We start from the raw sequence: 16,872 nt of genomic DNA on the forward strand, positions 1-16,872 counted from the left end.
CGATGTCCGATCCGTTCGGGCCCGACGAGGAGTCGGCCACGATTCGACGCTCCGACCTGCGGGCCGGGAAGTCGGACTCCGACGCGACCGCCGCGCGCGGCAAACGGTCGAAGGCGACCGCCCCGGCGGCCGCGCCCGTCGACGGTGAAGAGTCGACCGTCTCCCGCTCCTCGCTCAAGGTCCGTCCGGCCCAGAAGCAGCCCAGTCGGCAGCGCTCGTCCGGGGCCACGGCCACGGGTGGGTCCCGTTGGCGTTCGATCCTCGGCCTGCGCCAGCCCGAGGTCGACACCCAGGCCGTGCACCGCAACGATGCCCCGATCGGTGGCGCCGCACCCCACAGCCGCTCCACCCGTCGACGCCCCGAGCTGCCGACGATCACCCTGCCCCGTGTTCAGATCCCCTCGGCCATCACCCAGACCGGCGCTCGCATCCTCGACCTCACCGGCGACCGCATCAAGCCGCTCGCCGAGAAGACCGCGCCGGTGTGGCGACCGGTGTCCCGCGCCCTGGCCTGGGTGTCACCGCTCGGCTGGACCGTCTTTGCTCTCGGTGTCATCGCCTGGTTCTTCGCGAGCCGCTACGAGTGGACCGAGCTCGCCATGATCGCCGTCGCCTGCCTCGTGCTCTTCCTGGCCTGTGTCGCGCTGGCCATCGGTCACGCCAAGGTCGAGATCCGCACCGACGTCGATCCGACCCGCGTCACCGTCGGCGACCCCGCCACCGGCCGCATCGAGGTGCGCAACCTCTCGGGTCGCGGCATGCTCCCGTTGCTCGTCGAGCTGCCCGTGGGTCGGTCCGCGGCCCGCTTCACCCTTCCTTCACTCGGCTCAGGCAAGTCGCACGAAGAGCTCTTCGTCGTCCCCACCGAGCGTCGCGGCGTCATCCAGGTCGGCCCCGCGACCACCGTGCACGGTGACCCACTCGGACTCGTCCGCCGCACCATGGAGTGGACCGAGCAGAGCGAGCTCTTCGTCCACCCCCTCACCACTTCGCTCGAGTCGCTCGGCGCCGGTCTGCTGCGCGACCTCGAGGGTGAGGTCACGCCCGACCTGTCGATGTCCGACCTCGCCTTCCACGCACTGCGCGAGTACCAGCCCGGTGACGACCGCCGCTACATCCACTGGCGCTCGAGTGCCAAACACGGCCGGCTCCTCGTGCGTCAGTTCCTCGACACCCGCCGTTCGCACCTCGCCGTCGTCGTCGACACGTCCCCGGACGTCTACACCGGTGAGGACGCGGCCGTGGAGCTGGGCATCTCGTGCGCGGCCTCGCTCGCGGTGCGCTCGATCATGGACGAGCAGGACACGACGATCGTCTGCAATGACCAGCGCATCTCGCGCTCCACGGCGCCCCTGACGCTCGACACGTTCGCGCGGGCCAGCGTCGGCCCCATGGACATCTTCGCGTCGACCGGTGACGCCGCGGCCCTGGCGCCCGATGCCAGCATCGCGATCCTCGTCACCGGTTCTCACCGCCCCTTCATCCAGGTCCAGCGCGCGCTCGCGCAGTTCGAGGTCGAAGTCATCAAGGTCGCGCTCGTCATCGATCCTGACGCGCAGGTCGGTGTCCGTCGTGGCGCGGGTCTGACGATCCTCACCGTCCGTGAACTCAGCGATGTCCGCCGCGTCCTCTTCAGTGGAGTGCTCGCATGAGTGTCGACGCCACGGCCAGTCGCCGGTCCCTCGCCCAGGGGCGTCGCTCCCGTCCAGCGTCCGATCGGCCTTCCCTGCTGGGTATGCCGTCCCGCGACGCGCTCGTCGACCTCGCCTTTGCGCTCGTGCTCGTCACGATCGCACTGGTCGGCTTCCGCACCGGCTTCATCGGCTGGGAGTGGATGCTCGCGGCGGCAGTCGGCGTCGTCCTCGGCACGCTCGTCGCCCACGTCGCCCTCATCCGGTCCTGGCCCCTGATCGTCACGGCGCTCGTCCTCGTCGCGATCCACTTCGTCCTCGGTGGGCCCGTGGCCGTGCGCGGCGACCTGCTCGGGGGAGTGGTGCCGACGCTCCAGACCTTCCGCGACCTTGCCGTGGCACCGGTGACCGGGTGGAAGGAATGGCTCACCCTGCTCCCGCCGGTCGACGCCCGCGGCCCTCTCGTGGCGCTGCCCTGGCTCACCGGTCTGCTCGGGTCGGCCATCACCTACGGCGTCGCCCGCCGGTTCGCGAGCGTCGGTGCCGCGGCCGTGGCTCCGGTCGTCCTGCTCATCGGCAGCATCGCCCTCGGCACGCAGCAACCCGCAGCCAAGCTCGTCCAGGGCGTGCTCTTCGCGCTGGTCCTCATCCTCTGGCTCGTCGCCCGGGCGGCGCGCACCCGCGCGGCCATGCAGAACGGCGCCGGCCGCCAGGCCCGCACCATCACCGGCGTCGTCCTGCTCACCGTCGCGGCCCTCGCGGGTTCGTTGCTCGGACAGTTCCTGCCCGGCACCGACGAAGGGTCCGCGCGCGCCGTCGTGCGCAACGAGCTGACCCCTCCCTACGACGTCGCGCAGTTCACGAGCCCGCTCTCGGGTTTCCGCCAGTACACCGAGCCCAACTCCTCGAAGCTCTTCGACACCGAGATCCTCAAGGTCACGGGCCTTCCTGCTGGCGCGCCCGTGCGGTTCGCCACCCTGGACAACTACGACGGCCTCGTCTGGGGTGCCGCCGACCGCGCGATGGACGGCACGCCGTTCCAGCAGGTCGGGTCCCGCATCGCAGCGCGTTCCACCGGCGAGAAGGTGACGGCGACGGTGACCGTCCCGGAGGGCGGGTATGCCGGTGCGTGGCTTCCCGTGGCCGGCTCCACCACCGGGGTGCGTTTCACCGGGGCCCGCGGCGACGACCTCGCCGACGCCCTCTGGCTCAACACCGCCACCGAGACCGCGGTCGTCCCGGCGCTCGTGCAGCCCGGCGACAGCTACACCTTCGACGCGATCCTCGACCCCAAGAACTGGTCGACCAAGCTCCCCGCCGAGCTCGACGTCGCCGGCGGCGGCCAGATCAGCGAGGACACGACGTTCCTCGACGCCAAGCTCGACGCGTGGACCGGTCAGGCCAGCGGTTCGTGGGAGAAGTTCGTGGCGGTTGCCAAGACCATGACGCAGGACGGCGCCTACACCGACGGTGGCACGCCGAACTCCTACGAGAAGGTCTACCTCCCCGGCCACGGCCTCGGCCGCCTCGGCCGGTTCGTGGGCTCGACGCAGCTCGCGGGCAACGACGAGCAGTACGCCTCCACCCTGGCCCTCGTCGGCAACCGCCTCGGCATCCCGAGCCGCGTCGTCATGGGCGCCATCCCCGAAGCCGGGGGCACGATCAAGGGCAAGGACGTCCACGCCTGGGTCGAGGTCCAGGAGAGCAACGGCACGTGGCACGCGCTGCTGCCGACGACGTTCCTCCCCGACCGCAACAAGAAGCCCAATGAGCAGCAGCTCAAGTCCGAGGAGCAGAAGGTTGGCGCCCAGGTTCCTCCTCCGGCAGGCGTGAACCCGCCGTCCGTGCTCCAGGGGCCGGACCAGGCCCAGAACGCCACGGACATCAAGAAGAAGAAGCGCAACCCGCTCGACTTCGGGGCGTGGCCGCTCTGGCTCAAGATCCTCGTGCTCGCACTGGTGCTGCCGATCCTCCTGGCGCTCGCGGCATACACCGTCATTCGCTGGCTCAAGGCCCGTCGCCGTCGCAAGCACGCGACGACCGGACCGACTCCCTCGCGGGTGGCATGGGTGTGGCGTGACCTCGTCACCGACGCGCGGAGCCTGGGCATCGCGGTGCCCAAGGGTGCGACCCGCCTCGAGCAGGCGACCACCTTCCCCGAGAACGTCGCTGCCGAGCCCATTGCGACCGGTGCCAACCTCGCGGTCTTCGGACCGGGCGACCCTGAGCCCGAGATGGCGACGAACCTCCTCGACGACGCCGACAGCGTGCGCAAGGAGCTGCGCGGGTCGGTGTCGACGTGGCGCCGACTGCGTTCCGACATCAGCATCCGACCGCTCCTCGAGCGGGACGGCTCGCCCCGCCCCAAGCGAGGTCTCCCCAGCCTGCCGACGCTGCGCCGTGCCCGCGGAGCCGAAGGGGCGTTGTGAGTCTGTTCCGCCGCTCTTCCCGCAGCACCCCGGCGACGCGATCCTCACGTCGGGAGCGCAGCCGTGCGCGCATCGCGTCGACCGCGGTGGTCGTCATCGCCGCGTCGACGATGGGCTACGCCGCTGTGACGTCGCAGGGCGCGACGGTGCACGAGGCTGATGTCGGTGACGGTGGGGTGTGGATCACCTCGGACGTGCAGGCGAAGTTCGGTCGGCTCAACAAGGCCGCAGCCCAGCTCGACGCGGGGGTCGCTGCCGATGTGGCGCCCGGTTCGGGCCTTGACGTGTTGCAGGACGGGTCGGCGGTCATCGCGTGGTCCAAGGCCACGGCGCAGCTGCAGCCGATCGACGTGCGGACGGCGCAGTTCCGCGAGGAGGTGGCGACGGCTCCGGCTTCCCCGCCGCGCGAACCAGGGCGCATCTCGCCCACGCTCGTGGACCTGCGTGGGGGCACGATCGCGGCTGTCGACCCAAAGTCCGGCAAGGTCTGGGCGCAGCGCCTCGACGCCCGCAAGGGCGTGGAGAACCTCTCTGGTCTGGGCACAGGTGCCAAGCCGTTGGCCACCGTAGGGGCCAACGCCGTCCTGGCCGTCGGTGAGGACGGCGCGATCCATGTTGCGTCCGGTGCCAAGGGGACGGTCACGACGATCCGCCCGTCGGGCCGGGCCTTCGCCAAACCCGTTACCGAGCCCAGTGGAGCCAAGGGGAACCTGCTGCAGGTCACGGCCCTCGGATCCACGTGGGCGGTCTATGACCCCGGGCACGACGCCGTCCACAGCAGCGGTCACACCGACGGTGTCGCTGCCGGGATCGCTTCTGCCGAGGGCGAATCGGCGTATGCCGCAGTGCAACTTCCCGGGCCGAAAGCCAGTGCCGTGGCCGTCTCGGGTGGCAACGGCCTGAGGATGGTGCCTCTCGGTGGTGGCAACGGCACCGGTGGCATCGAGGTTTCCGAGCAGATGAACCGCAGTGGCACCGTGCCGCTGCCAGCGCACCCGGTGGTGCTGGCTGGCTGTGTCCACGGTGCGTGGTCCGAGCCCGGCAAGGTCTTCTACGGCGCCAACTGTGGTCGTGAGCTGCCGGTGCCCACGGGCACCATCGGCAATGTCAGCGAGACACCCCTGCGCGACGGTGTGGCGTTCCGCGTCAACCGCGGCGTGATCGTCCTCAACGACCTCGACAACGGCTCGGCCTGGGATGTCCAGAGCGACAAGCAGAAGATCGACAACTGGGACGCCCTCATCCCGCCGCCGCAGCGCGACGAGGACAACAAGAAGAAGGACAAGAACCTTGTCGACGACGCGGTGGCCCAGCAGCCGCCGACGGCCAAGCCCGACAACCTCACGGTCCGGGCAGGGCGCACGAGCAAGCTGCACGTCCTCGACAACGACACCGACGCCGCTGGATCCGTGCTGGCAATAGATCCCCGCGATGTCAGCGCCACCTCGAACCCCGACATCCGCCCCTCCGTCTCCGCCGACGGGCAGAGCATCGATGTCACGGTGCCGGCAGGCACCGACACGCCGTTCCAGTTCACCTATCTCGTGGGCAACGGCAAGGTGAAGGCCAAGGCGCGCGCGGCCGTCAAGGTGAGCATCGCCCCCGAGACGACGAACAATGCGCCCTTCGTGCGCGAGGGGCAGGCCAAGCTGGCGAAGACGGCATACCCCGTCCTGGCCGGCAAACGTCTGGCGGTTCCGGTGATCGCCGACTGGCGTGACCCCGAGTCCGATCCGGTCATCGCGACCGTCGAGGGTGACTCGTTGAGCATCGATGGGCAGGGGCGCCTCGCGTACCTCGCTCCGCCCACCCCCGGCAAGGCCCAGATCGCCTACGTTGCCGAGGACGGTCGTGGCGGTCGCACCAAGGGCGCCGTGTCGGTCGACGTCATCGCCCTCACCGAGACCCGGGCCCGACCGCCGGTGACCCAGCCCGACGTGATCCGCGGCGTCGTGGGGAAGTCACTGCAGATCGAGCCGCTCGGCAACGACATCGCCGGCGCCGACCCGGGCGACCCGGACGACAAGATGCACCTGGCCGGTGAGGTTCGGGCGGCTGGCGCACTCACCGTCGACACCAACCTCGACACCAACGTCGTCACGGTCACTCCTTCCGGTGCGGGCACCTTTGAGCTCTCGTATGCCGCCCAGGTCGGCGGCGGTGTCACTCCCGGTCGCATCCGCGTCGACGTCATCGAAGCGGCCGACCCTGAGGCGCCACCAGTCGCGGTGGGAGACACGGCGACCCTGCGCGACCAGTCGCCGACGCTCGTTGACCCGCTCGCCAACGACTACAGCCCTCGCGCGGACGTCCTCGTGACGCAGGGCGCCACGGCCGCGACGAGCGACGACTCGTGGCTGCAGGCCTCCATCTACCAGGGACGCTGGATCCGTGTCGTCGCGCTGGAGCCGGCCGGATCGGCGCCCGACGCCATCCGGCGCGGGACCATTCGCTACACCGTGAGCGACGGGTCGAAGTCGGCGACCGGTGAACTCACCGTCACCCAGAAGCCTTCTCTCGACCTCAATCCCGTGGTGGAGGACGACACGGCCATCGTGCGTGAAGGGGACACCGTCGCCGTCTCCGTCCTCGACAACGACACGATGGCCGACGGCATCCCCCTGAAGATCGACCCCAACAGCGTCAAGGTCCTCGGCAAGGGCGTCCAGCAGACGGCGTTCGCGTCGGGCAACGTCGTCCGGTTCGTGCCGTGGGCCACCAAGCTCACGGCCGAACAACCCGTCACGGTTGAATATGCGGCCTATCCCGAGGGTATGCCGGAGCGGGCCCAGACCGGTCGGGTCGCCATCCGCGTCCGACCGCTCCCGACCAGGGGGAACCCCAACCAGGTGCCGGTCGCGCGCAGCTTCTCGTCCTCGGTGACTGCCGGTGACCCGCTCACCATCACCGTGCCGACCTCAGGGGTCGACCCCGACGGTGACACGGTCGGCGTGACCGGTGTGGTCGGCACGAACGGCGGCCCGGTCAACCTCACCCTTGGTCGGGTGGTGTCGACCGGCCCGTCGACGATCCGCTACGAGTCCTTCCCGACCGCGTCGGGCACGGAGGTCATCAACTATGAGGTCATCGACCGGTTCGGCGGCGTAAGCCGCGCGTTCGTGCGTATCGGCGTCGTGGCGCCTGGCGACGCCCAGCCGCCCGTGGCCATCGACGACACGGTGACGGCCGCGCCCGGCAAGACCGTCACGGTCCCGATCACTGCCAACGACCTCATCGCCCGCGGCGACTCGGTCGAGCTCGAGTACGACAAGCTCAACCCCAGCTCCGAGAAGGGCCAGTGGAAGGTCGACCCTGACGACCAGACCGTGGCCACGAAGGTCCCGGACGAAGGCGCGCCGGTCCATGACTTCATCTACGGCATCACCAACGGTCTGTTCGACCCCTCGCGGGCCAGCCTGCTCGTGCGTGGGCAGAAGGACTACCTCAACCCCCCGACCGCCATCGATGATGTCGCCAAGCCCAAGCCGGGCGAGGCCTCCACGGTGGTGGACGTGTTGGCGAACGACACCGACGTCGACTCCGACCCCACGACCCTCAAGGTCGTCGAGGTGCTGTCGCCGAACGCGAAGATCGTCGGCTCCAAGGTTCAGGTGTCGATCCTCGACCACCCCTACACCGCGCCCTACGTCATCGAGGACGAGGACGGCGCGAGAGCCATGGCCGTCATCCATGTTCCACGTGGAACGGGTGGCACGCCCTTCGTCGTCGAGGGTGCCCTCATCGAGATGGACAAGGACGCGACCAGGACGGTCCAGCTCGGTGACTACGTGAAGTCACCTCAGTCACGCACCTTGGGCATCACCTCCGCGAGCACCATCTCCGCCGCTCCGGGCAAGAACCTCCGCCTGACCGCTGACTCCGACGGCACGCTGAACCTCACGTCGTCGGGTGGCTACGTCGGCCCCGCCTCGGTGATGTTCGAGGTGACCGACCAGATGAGTGATGACCAGAAGGACGTCCACACGGCATACGTCTCGGTTCCGGTCCAGATCGGACCGAAGGTTCCGCTCCTGCGCTGCCCGACCACGGCCGTGACCGTGCTGGCCGGCGGACTTCCTCGCGCTCTCGACATTCCCACCCTGTGTCGGGCCTGGCTCCCCGTCGGGATGACGATGGATGACATCGTCTTCACCTCCGACTGGGAACGCGAGCCGGCCGATGTCGAGCTCAAGCGCAGTGGTGACGGCGAACGCGTCGTCACGGTGAGTGCGGGGTCGGGTGCGCGCTCAGGCAAGGGCGTCCTGCGGGTGGGCGTCCGAGGGTCCGACGTGACTGCCGTCGTCAATGTGACCGTCCTCGGCAACAGCGAGCAGGCCAACGCCACGGATCCCTACGCCAACCAGCCTCCCCCTCGACTGCGACCGATCACGATCAACGGTCTCCAGGAAGGTGAGAGCCAGCAGGTCGACCTCCGCTCCTACCTCGACTCGCCCCTCAAGGACGCGAAGTGTTCGGTGGACGCGGCCTCGGTGACGAGCGGCCGGAGCCTCACGGTCACCCGCAGCGGATGCTCGATCACCGTGTCGGCCGGACCCAAGCCGAGTCCCACGGGTCGCGTGGCGATCAGTGTGAGCGATGCTCCGGGACGCATGGCCAATGGCGCGGTCAGCGTGACGATGCTCGGTCGCCCCGATCCTCCGACTTCTGTTGCGGCACAGGCGGATCGTGATGCTGGTGGCCGCGCGCGGGTGAGCTGGTCTGCCCCGGCCTACGACGGTGGCGCCCCGATCCGGAAGTACACCGTGAAGTGGGCTGGCGGGTCCCTCGACTGCACGGCTTCGCCCTGCACCGTTGATGGCCTGACGAACGGCAAGGACTACTTCTTCACCGTCACCGCGACCAACGTCGTCGGTGAAGGGGACCCCGGTGGCCCGAGCACCGCCGCCCGGCCTGACACCAAGCCGGGACCCGTCAACGGGGTGACGATGGCCAGCCGCGGCGACGGTTCGTTGACGATCACCTGGACCCCACCCGAGAACAAGGGCTCGGCCGTGTCCAAGTACGTCCTCCGGCTGGTGCCCACCGGCGGTGGCACGCCTCGCACGGCCGAGGTCGCTGCGCCGGGGACGTCGACGACGGTGACCGGGCTCAACAACATGAGCGAGTACTCCGTGGCAGCCCAGGCCTACAACGAGGCCGGCCCCGGTCCGTTCGGCACGGCGACGACGATGCAGTCGGCGGGCACCCCACCCGCGCCGGCGGGGTTCAAGGCCACACCTGATGGACCCGGTGCCAACAAGGACCTCGCGGCGATCTCGTTGACCTGGAACACGACCAGCCCCAACGGTCCGCCGCTGAAGAACTACACGGTCAAGCGCCGCGTCAACGGTGGCGCGTGGGCCCTGCTCAAGACGGTGCCGGCCTCGTCGACCCAGGCCACCGACCAGGTCCAGTACGACGGCCGGGTCTACGACTACGTCGTCACGGCCACCAACGGCGCCGACCTCGAGTCGCCCAACAGCGCCGTGCAGTCGTTCACCTCGATCGGCATCCCATCCAACCCTTCGGTGACGGCATCGACCCCTTCGAACAACGAGAAGGTCCGCCTCGTCGTCAACCTCGGCCAGCCTCGAGCTGGAGGTTTCACGGCAGTTCGATGGCAGTCCTCTGACGGCCCATCGGGCACGTTCTCCTGCGGCAGCTGCCCCGCTGGCGGACAGGTCACCATCACGACGAGTGTCCTGCGGACCGTGGACCAGTCGTTCACCGTGACGACCGACAACGGGACGCACTCGTCCAACCCGGCGCGCAGCAACTCGGTCCAGCCCTACGGCGCCACGCCCCGACCCAACCCCAACGGCGGGTCGACGTCGGGAAAGAACGTCACCTTCAACTGGACGCTTCCCACGAATGGCCGACCCATCACCCGGGTCAGGGTCACCGGCGCGGCATCGCACGACGGCGGGCCCATCACCTCCATCTCGGCGAGCGGCAACTACTCGCAGAACCTCACCATCTCCATCACCGCCTGGTCGGAAGGTGGCCAGTCCCCGACGCTGGACATGACCAGAACGACCGACAACCCGCCGCAGCCCCAGGTGACGAACCTTCGCTATGGCACGAACTATGTCGATCCCGGTGGTACGGGATCGTGCCGCTACTCCCCGGGTTGTCCGCGGGTCAGATTCGACTACTCCCAGTTCCCGTCGGGCTCAGGCTCCTACACCTGTGAGGACCAACAGGGTTCCATCGGCCCGTACTCGTTCACGAGCACGGGCAGCGGGACGGTCGAGGGATGGTGCATCTACGCCAGGAACAGCAACAACCGGATCCGGATCGTCGCGACCGTGAATGGCCAGACCGGCGCGTCAGATTGGGTGAACTGGTAGCCATGGCTGGATTCGCGGGGAGTTCTCCCCATGCCCAGACGGTGGAGCTCGTGGGATGCTTCACTGGATCAGAAGGGGATGCTCACCCGCGCGGGTGAGTGAGGTCAGCACATGAAACGCACTTCACGTCGGGTGGCGGGGTCGCCGCGGGGGCGCCGGGGGATTGCTTCCATCGGTGTCGTCGCCGTGGCGGCGTCGATGCTCACGTATGCCGCCGTGACCAGCCAGGGCTCGACCGTTCACGAGGCCGACGTGGGCGATGGCGGAGTGTGGGTCTCCTCGTCGGCGCAGGCGAAGTTCGCGCGACTGAACACCCAGGCCCGTCAGCTCGACGCCGGCGTCTCGACCGCTCTCGCGGACGGCTCCAAGGTCGACATCCTCCAGGACGGTGCCGCCGTCGTCGGCGTCGCAACCGGCAACACCTTGCTGCCGATCGACGTCCGGACGGCCACCTCCGGAGAGTCCGGTGCGTCGGCCCCCGTGCGGCCCTCGAGTGACGCGCCGACGTTCTCCCCGCCGACCGTGGACCTGCGGGGCGGCACGATCGCCACGGTTGACCCCAAGACCGGCAAGGTGTGGGCCCAGCGCGTCGACACCAAGGACGGCATCGAGTCGCTGCAGGACATCACGACGACGGCCAAGCCCTTGGCCACCATCGGCGGCAACGCCTCGGTCGCGGTCGACCTGTCCGGCAACGTCATTGCGGCATCGGGCAAGACCGGTCGCGTCGTGACGATCGCACCGCGCGGCAAGGCCATGGCCAAGCCCGTGACCGTGACCACGAGCGTGCGGGCCCCCCTTCTCGACATCACTGCGGTCGGCGACACGTGGGTCCTCTACGACCCCACCAAGGACGAGCTCCACGTCGAAGGACGTGACGAGCCGATCAGTGCCGGTGCAGCGCTCGGTGCGGGTGCGGCATACGCGGCACTCCAGCAACCCGGCCCGGAATCCGACTCGGTGATCATCGCCAACATCGCCGCTGCCCGCCCCGTCAAGCTCAGTGGCGGCGCCGGAGTCGGTGGCGTCGAGGTCCAGGAGCAGGGCAACCGTTCGGTCGACCCGCCCCTCGTGACGCGTCCTGTCGTCCTACGCGGGTGCGTTCATGCTGCGTGGGCCGAAACGGGCAACGTCTTCTATGGCGCGAACTGCGGCCGCAGCACCCCCGTCGCGGCGGGCACCCTCGCCGGTGGCGGAAAGGGCGTCGTCCGTGACGGCGTCGCGCTCCGCGTCAACCGCGGCAACATCGTCCTCAACCACCTCGACACGGGTGACGTGTGGGACCTCGACTCGACGAAGCAGAAGATTGACAACTGGGATGCGCTGATCCCGCCGACCAAGAAGGACGACGACAACGACAAGAAGGACGAGAACGTCGTTGACGACCAACAGGTGAGTCAGCCGCCCAAGGCCATCGACGACCCGCTGCGGGTCCGCCCCGGTCGCACGAGCAAGATCCACCCGCTCGACAACGACACCGACGCCAAGGGTTCCATCCTGGCGATCGACCCCAAGGACCTCACCGCGCCGAGCGCGACGGATGTCACGGCCACGGTGTCGAGCGACGGCCAGACCGTCGACGTCAATGTGCCGCCCAACCCGTCGGCGTCGACGATCACGCTCTCCTACAAGGTGAGCAACGGCAAGGCCAAGGAGAAGTCCGGCGCCAAGATCATCCTCACCGTCGTCGGCGACGACATCAACACTCCGCCGAAGCTGCGTGAGGGCCAGGCCGAGCTCGCCAAGACGACCTATCCGGTGGTCTCCGGTGGACGTGTCGCAGCGTCCGTCCTCGGCGACTGGCGGGACGGGGAGAACGATCCGCTCACCGTCGACGGCATCGACCCCAAGACGGTCATCGACGGGCAGAACCGGGTCGGGATCACCGCGCCCAACGAGGCCGGCCCGGCGAGCGTCGAGTACGCCATCAACGACGGACGCCAGAGCACCAAGGGCAAGGTCGACCTCACCGTCCTCGACCTCTCGGACCCCAAGGCGGTGCCGCCCAAGACCCAGCCCGACGTCGTGCGCGCCGTCCTGGGCAAGCCGGTCCAGCTCGAGCCCCTCGGCAACGACATCCCCGGTGCCGACCCCGGCGATCCCGACGCGCGCCTGCGGCTCGCCGGCGAGGTCGCACCGTCCGGCCCTCTCGACGTCGACACCAACCTCACCACCGGCGTGGTCACGATCACCCCGAACGGGCTCGGGACAACCGAACTGGCGTATGCCGCCCAGTCCGGCGGGACGGTGGCTCCCGGTCGCATTCGGATCGACACCGTCGAGCCCGCGGACCCCGAAGCCCCGCCCGTGGCCGTTCCCGACGGTGCGACGCTGCGTGACCAGTCGCCGACGATGGTCGACGTCCTCGCCAACGACTACAGCCCGCGCGCGGACGTCGTCGTCACCCAGAGCGCCACGGTCAGCGGCGACAACACCTGGCTGCGACCGACGATCTATCAGGGTCGATGGGTGCGCATCGAGGCCCTCGAGCCGTCGCCCATCAGCGGCGAGGGAAGTCGCCAGGGCACGGTCGAGTACACGATCAGCGACGGCAGCAAGCGCACGACAGGACGGATCAACGTCGTCCAGCGTCCACCGCTTCCGGGCGCGTCCCCGACCGTCGAGGACGACCGTGCCAACGTGCGTGAGGGCGACAGCGTCTCGGTCGGCGTTCTCGACAACGACACCATGGCCGACGGCATCCCCCTGGTCCTCGACCCGGGCAGCGTCAAGGTCATCGGCGGTGGCGAGGCGCGGGCGTTCGCGTCGGGCAACCTCATCCGCTACGTGCCGGAGTTCAAGGCCCTGGTTGCGCCCAAGGACGTCGTCATCGAATACGCGGCGTATGCCGAGGGCTCACCCGAGCGCGCGAAGACCGGCCGGTTGACGGTCACCGTCAACCCCCTCCCGACCAAGGCGACGCCCAACCAGGCGCCGATCGCCCGCAGCTTCTCAGGGTCCGTGACCGCCGGCGAATCCGTCACCCTGACCATCCCGTCGACAGGGGTCGACCCCGACGGTGACACGGTGACGATGCGCGGCATCGTCGGCAAGGACGCCGACGCTCTCGACCTCAAGTTCGGTCGCGTCGTCTCGATCGGTCCGTCGACCATTCGCTACGAGGGTTATCCGAACGCTGCCGGGACCGAGCTCATCCGCTACGAGGTGCAGGACCGCTTCGGCGCCACGAGCCAGGCGTTCGTGCGGGTGGGTGTGGTGCGCCCCGGCGACCCGCAGCCGCCGGTCGCCGTCGAGGACGAGGTCGTCGCGGCACCGGGCAAGAAGGTCACCGCCCACGTCCTGCGCAACGACCTCATCGCCCGCGGCGACGCCGTGCGCATGGAATACAAGGACCTCAACCCCAGCGACGTCCAGCGGCAGTGGACCGTCAACGAGGACGAGGACTCGATCTCGACGATCGCGCCCGAGCCGACCGCACCGACGCACGAGTTCGTCTACGGCATCGACAACGGCATCTTCGACCCGTCGCGCACGACCGTCCTCGTGCGTGGGGTCAAGGGCTACATCAACCCGCCCATCGCGCAGGACGACGTCGCCAAGGCCACGCCGGGCGAGACGACCTCGCTCGTCGACGTCCTCGCCAACGACACGGACATCGACTCCGACCCGGCCACCCTCAAGATCGTCGAGGTCCTCTCACCCCAGGGCAAGATCGAGAACGGCAAGGTCCGCGTCACCCTGCTCGACCACCCGCAGACCGTTCCCTACGTCATCGAGGACGACGACGAGGCCCGCGCCCTGGCCCTCATCTACGTGCCCGCGGGCGACAACGGTGTCCCGTTCGTCGTCGAGGGCACGCTCATCGAGATGGACAAGGACTCGACCACGTCGGTCAAGCTCGCCGACCACGTGAAGTCCCCGCGTGGCAAGGCCATCAGCATCACTGCCGCGGCCACGGTGTCGGCGTCGCCCGGCGAGTCCGTGTCCGCCCAGGCCAATGGTCGCGCCGAGGTCACCCTGACGTCCCGCGGCGGCTACATCGGCCCCGGCGCCCTGATGCTCGAGGTCAGCGACGCGGAGAACGCGAACGACAAGGACGCGCGGACGGCATACGTGTCGATTCCGATCCAGGTGGGACCCAAGGTCCCGCTCCTGCGGTGCCCCGACGCGGCCCTCGTCCTCGCCGCCGGTGGACGTGCGCGCGAAGTCGACATCCCCACCTACTGCCGTGCCTGGCTGCCCGTCGGCATGAACCTCGACGAGGTGAAGTTCGAGGCGAAGTGGGACCCGCAGGCCAAGGGTGCCAACCTCGAGCAGGCCGAGACCGGTGGTCGACTCGTCAGCCTCAGCGCCGGTGAGCGCGCCCCGAGCGGCACCGGTTCGGTGACCGTGACGTCGAAGGGTATGCCGCCCGTCAAGTTCGCCGTTCGTGTCCTGGGCCGTGAGTCGGACGCTGACGCAGCGGCAGCTGCTGCGGCCGCCGGCAAGGATGCGGCCGCCGCCGCTCTGGGCCCGCCGCGCCTGCGACCCATCAAGGTCGACGGCCTCAACGAGGGCGAGTCGGAGTCGGTGGACGTGAGTCGCTACCTCGACTCTCCGCTCGAGAAGCCGTCCTGCTCCATCATGGCCGCCGCGCTCGAGAGCGGCACCGGCATCGAGGTCTCGCGCAGTGGGTGCACCCTGACGTTGAAGGCGACGAAGCAGCCGAGCCCCACCGCCACGATCTCGCTGCTCGTGTCCGACGGTCCGGGTCGCCAGGCCGCGGGTCGCGTCACCGTGACGATGCGCGGCATACCCACCGCGCCAACCAACGTGAGTGCCGTGGCCGACCGCATCGCCGGCGGCCAGGCTCGCGTGTCCTGGGTTGCGCCGAACTATGACGGTGGCGTCACCATCTCCAACTACAAGATCAGGTGGAGCGGTGGCAGCACCGGGACCCTCGACTGTTCCGCCTCTCCGTGCACCGTGACGGGCCTGAAGAACGGTCTGGACTACACGTTCACCGTCATCGCGACCAACGCGGTCGGCGACAGCCCCCCGAGCGCGGGGAGCAACACGGTCCGGCCCGACACCAAGCCCGAAGCCACCTCTGGTGTGCGGATGGTGTCTCGCGGTGACGGGACGCTCAACATCGCCTGGTCGCCCGCCCCCAACAAGGGCTCGCCGATCACCAAGTACATCGTTCGCCTCATCCCGACGAGCTCGGGTTCTGCGCCACGCACTGTTCAGGCAGCCGGTGGGGCGACGAACACCACGGCCAGCGGACTCACGAACAACACGCCCTACTCCGTCGCGGTCCAGGCGTGGAACGGCGCGGGTGCCGGACCCTTCGGGCCCGCGGTGGAGATGCAGTCCGCGGGCATCCCGCCGGCGGTCACCGGCGTCAACGGTGCGACCCGAGGACCGGGAGCGGGCTACGACTCCGAGTCGGTCACGGTCTCCTGGAACCAGCAGACCAACCCCAACGGTCCGCCGCTGAAGGGCTACACGATCTATCGCAACGGGGCCCGGATCGGCAACGTCGGTGCCCAGACGCGCACCTTCGCCGACACCATCCCCTACGACGGCAACCGTTACAGCTACACCGTCACGGCCACGAATGGCGCCGACCTCGAGTCGCCCCAGGGCAACCCCTGGACCTACACGTCCATCGGAGTGCCGAGCAACCCGTCGGTGAGTGCCGAGACGCCGGATGCGGACAAGTCGGTCGTCATCCACGTCGCCGTCGGCCAGCCGCGCGCGGGTGCCTTCCAGTCCATTCAATGGCGCGGTGGCGGCAGATCAGGGACGCACGCGTGTGGCTGCACCCCGGGGACCACGGTGACGTTCAAGGTGGCGAACATGGGCATCGACCCCCTGACGATCAAGGCCAAGACCGTCAACACCGGCGGTCGCGAGTCCGCCGAGGGTGAGAGTGGCAGTGTCACCCCCTATGGCGACACCCTCACCCCGACGGGCCTCAGCGCTTCGGTGAGCGGACGGACCATCACGTGGCGCTGGGACCTCCGGACCAACGGACGCCCCATCGACGACGTGCAGGTCAGCATCGATGGCGGTGGGTGGCGCGCCCCCGACAACCGGCAGAGTCACGCCCAGACCTTCGACTGGTCCGAGTCCCACCAGCTCAGGGTTCGCGCACACGCCACACCCACCGGATGGAGCGACCCGGTCGGCCCGCGCGCCGCGACGACCGAGGACCAGCCACGCAAGCTCACCAACGTGCACACCAAGGCTGGGTGCTCGGGACCGAGCGGTCAGCCCTGTGTCGCCTTCTCGGTGACCGGGTTCACTCCCGGCTCCTACACGGTGACGTTCAACCACAGTTCGGTGGGCGGAAACTTCACCAGCGCGACGCCACTCAACGTGGGCGGCGGGGGGAACGGCTCGTGGAACGGCGAGTACTACGTGAACAAGTACGGCACGGACCTTGCCATCACCTTCAACGGACCAGGAGCCGCGTTCACTCTCCACACGAAGTGGTAGCGGCCGCGTCGGGCCCGA

4 protein-coding genes are annotated in these 16,872 nt (G+C 69.2%); all 4 read left to right on the forward strand.

Annotated elements, in window-relative coordinates:
* Positions 1 to 2 precede the first annotated feature (2 nt).
* The 4 genes from JNB_RS13245 to JNB_RS13260 all read left to right on the forward strand — a co-directional run bounded on the left by JNB_RS13245 (position 3) and on the right by JNB_RS13260 (position 16,854).
* Positions 3 to 1,652: a DUF58 domain-containing protein gene (locus tag JNB_RS13245; protein ID WP_009776997.1), complete on the forward strand. Its 1,650-nt coding sequence runs from the start codon at positions 3 to 5 to the stop codon at positions 1,650 to 1,652.
* Complete coding sequence (locus JNB_RS13250) at positions 1,649 to 4,060, forward strand: transglutaminase-like domain-containing protein (protein WP_085942701.1); 2,412 nt, start codon at positions 1,649 to 1,651, stop codon at positions 4,058 to 4,060. The genes JNB_RS13245 and JNB_RS13250 overlap by 4 nt, the downstream gene beginning before the upstream one ends.
* On the forward strand, positions 4,057 to 10,410 hold the full coding sequence (locus JNB_RS13255) for an Ig-like domain-containing protein (protein ID WP_148232425.1): 6,354 nt from the start codon (positions 4,057 to 4,059) through the stop codon (positions 10,408 to 10,410). Before JNB_RS13250 ends, JNB_RS13255 begins: the two co-directional genes overlap by 4 nt.
* Before the next feature lie 111 nt (positions 10,411 to 10,521).
* Positions 10,522 to 16,854 carry an Ig-like domain-containing protein gene (locus JNB_RS13260; RefSeq protein ID WP_148232426.1) on the forward strand — a complete coding sequence of 2,111 codons (6,333 nt, stop codon included), beginning with the start codon at positions 10,522 to 10,524 and terminating at the stop codon, positions 16,852 to 16,854.
* Positions 16,855 to 16,872: the final 18 nt, after the last annotated feature.

Origin of the sequence: Janibacter sp. HTCC2649, assembly GCF_000152705.1 — a bacterium.
Taxonomy (GTDB): domain Bacteria; phylum Actinomycetota; class Actinomycetes; order Actinomycetales; family Dermatophilaceae; genus Knoellia.

Bases quoted from the DNA above. Each gene is read 5' to 3' on its own strand.
- JNB_RS13250 (WP_085942701.1), top strand. From the start codon at position 1,649: ATGAGTGTCGACGCCACGGCCAGTCGCCGGTCCCTCGCCCAGGGGCGT.
- JNB_RS13245 (WP_009776997.1), top strand. From the start codon at position 3: ATGTCCGATCCGTTCGGGCCCGACGAGGAGTCGGCCACGATTCGACGC.
- JNB_RS13260 (WP_148232426.1), top strand. From the start codon at position 10,522: ATGAAACGCACTTCACGTCGGGTGGCGGGGTCGCCGCGGGGGCGCCGG.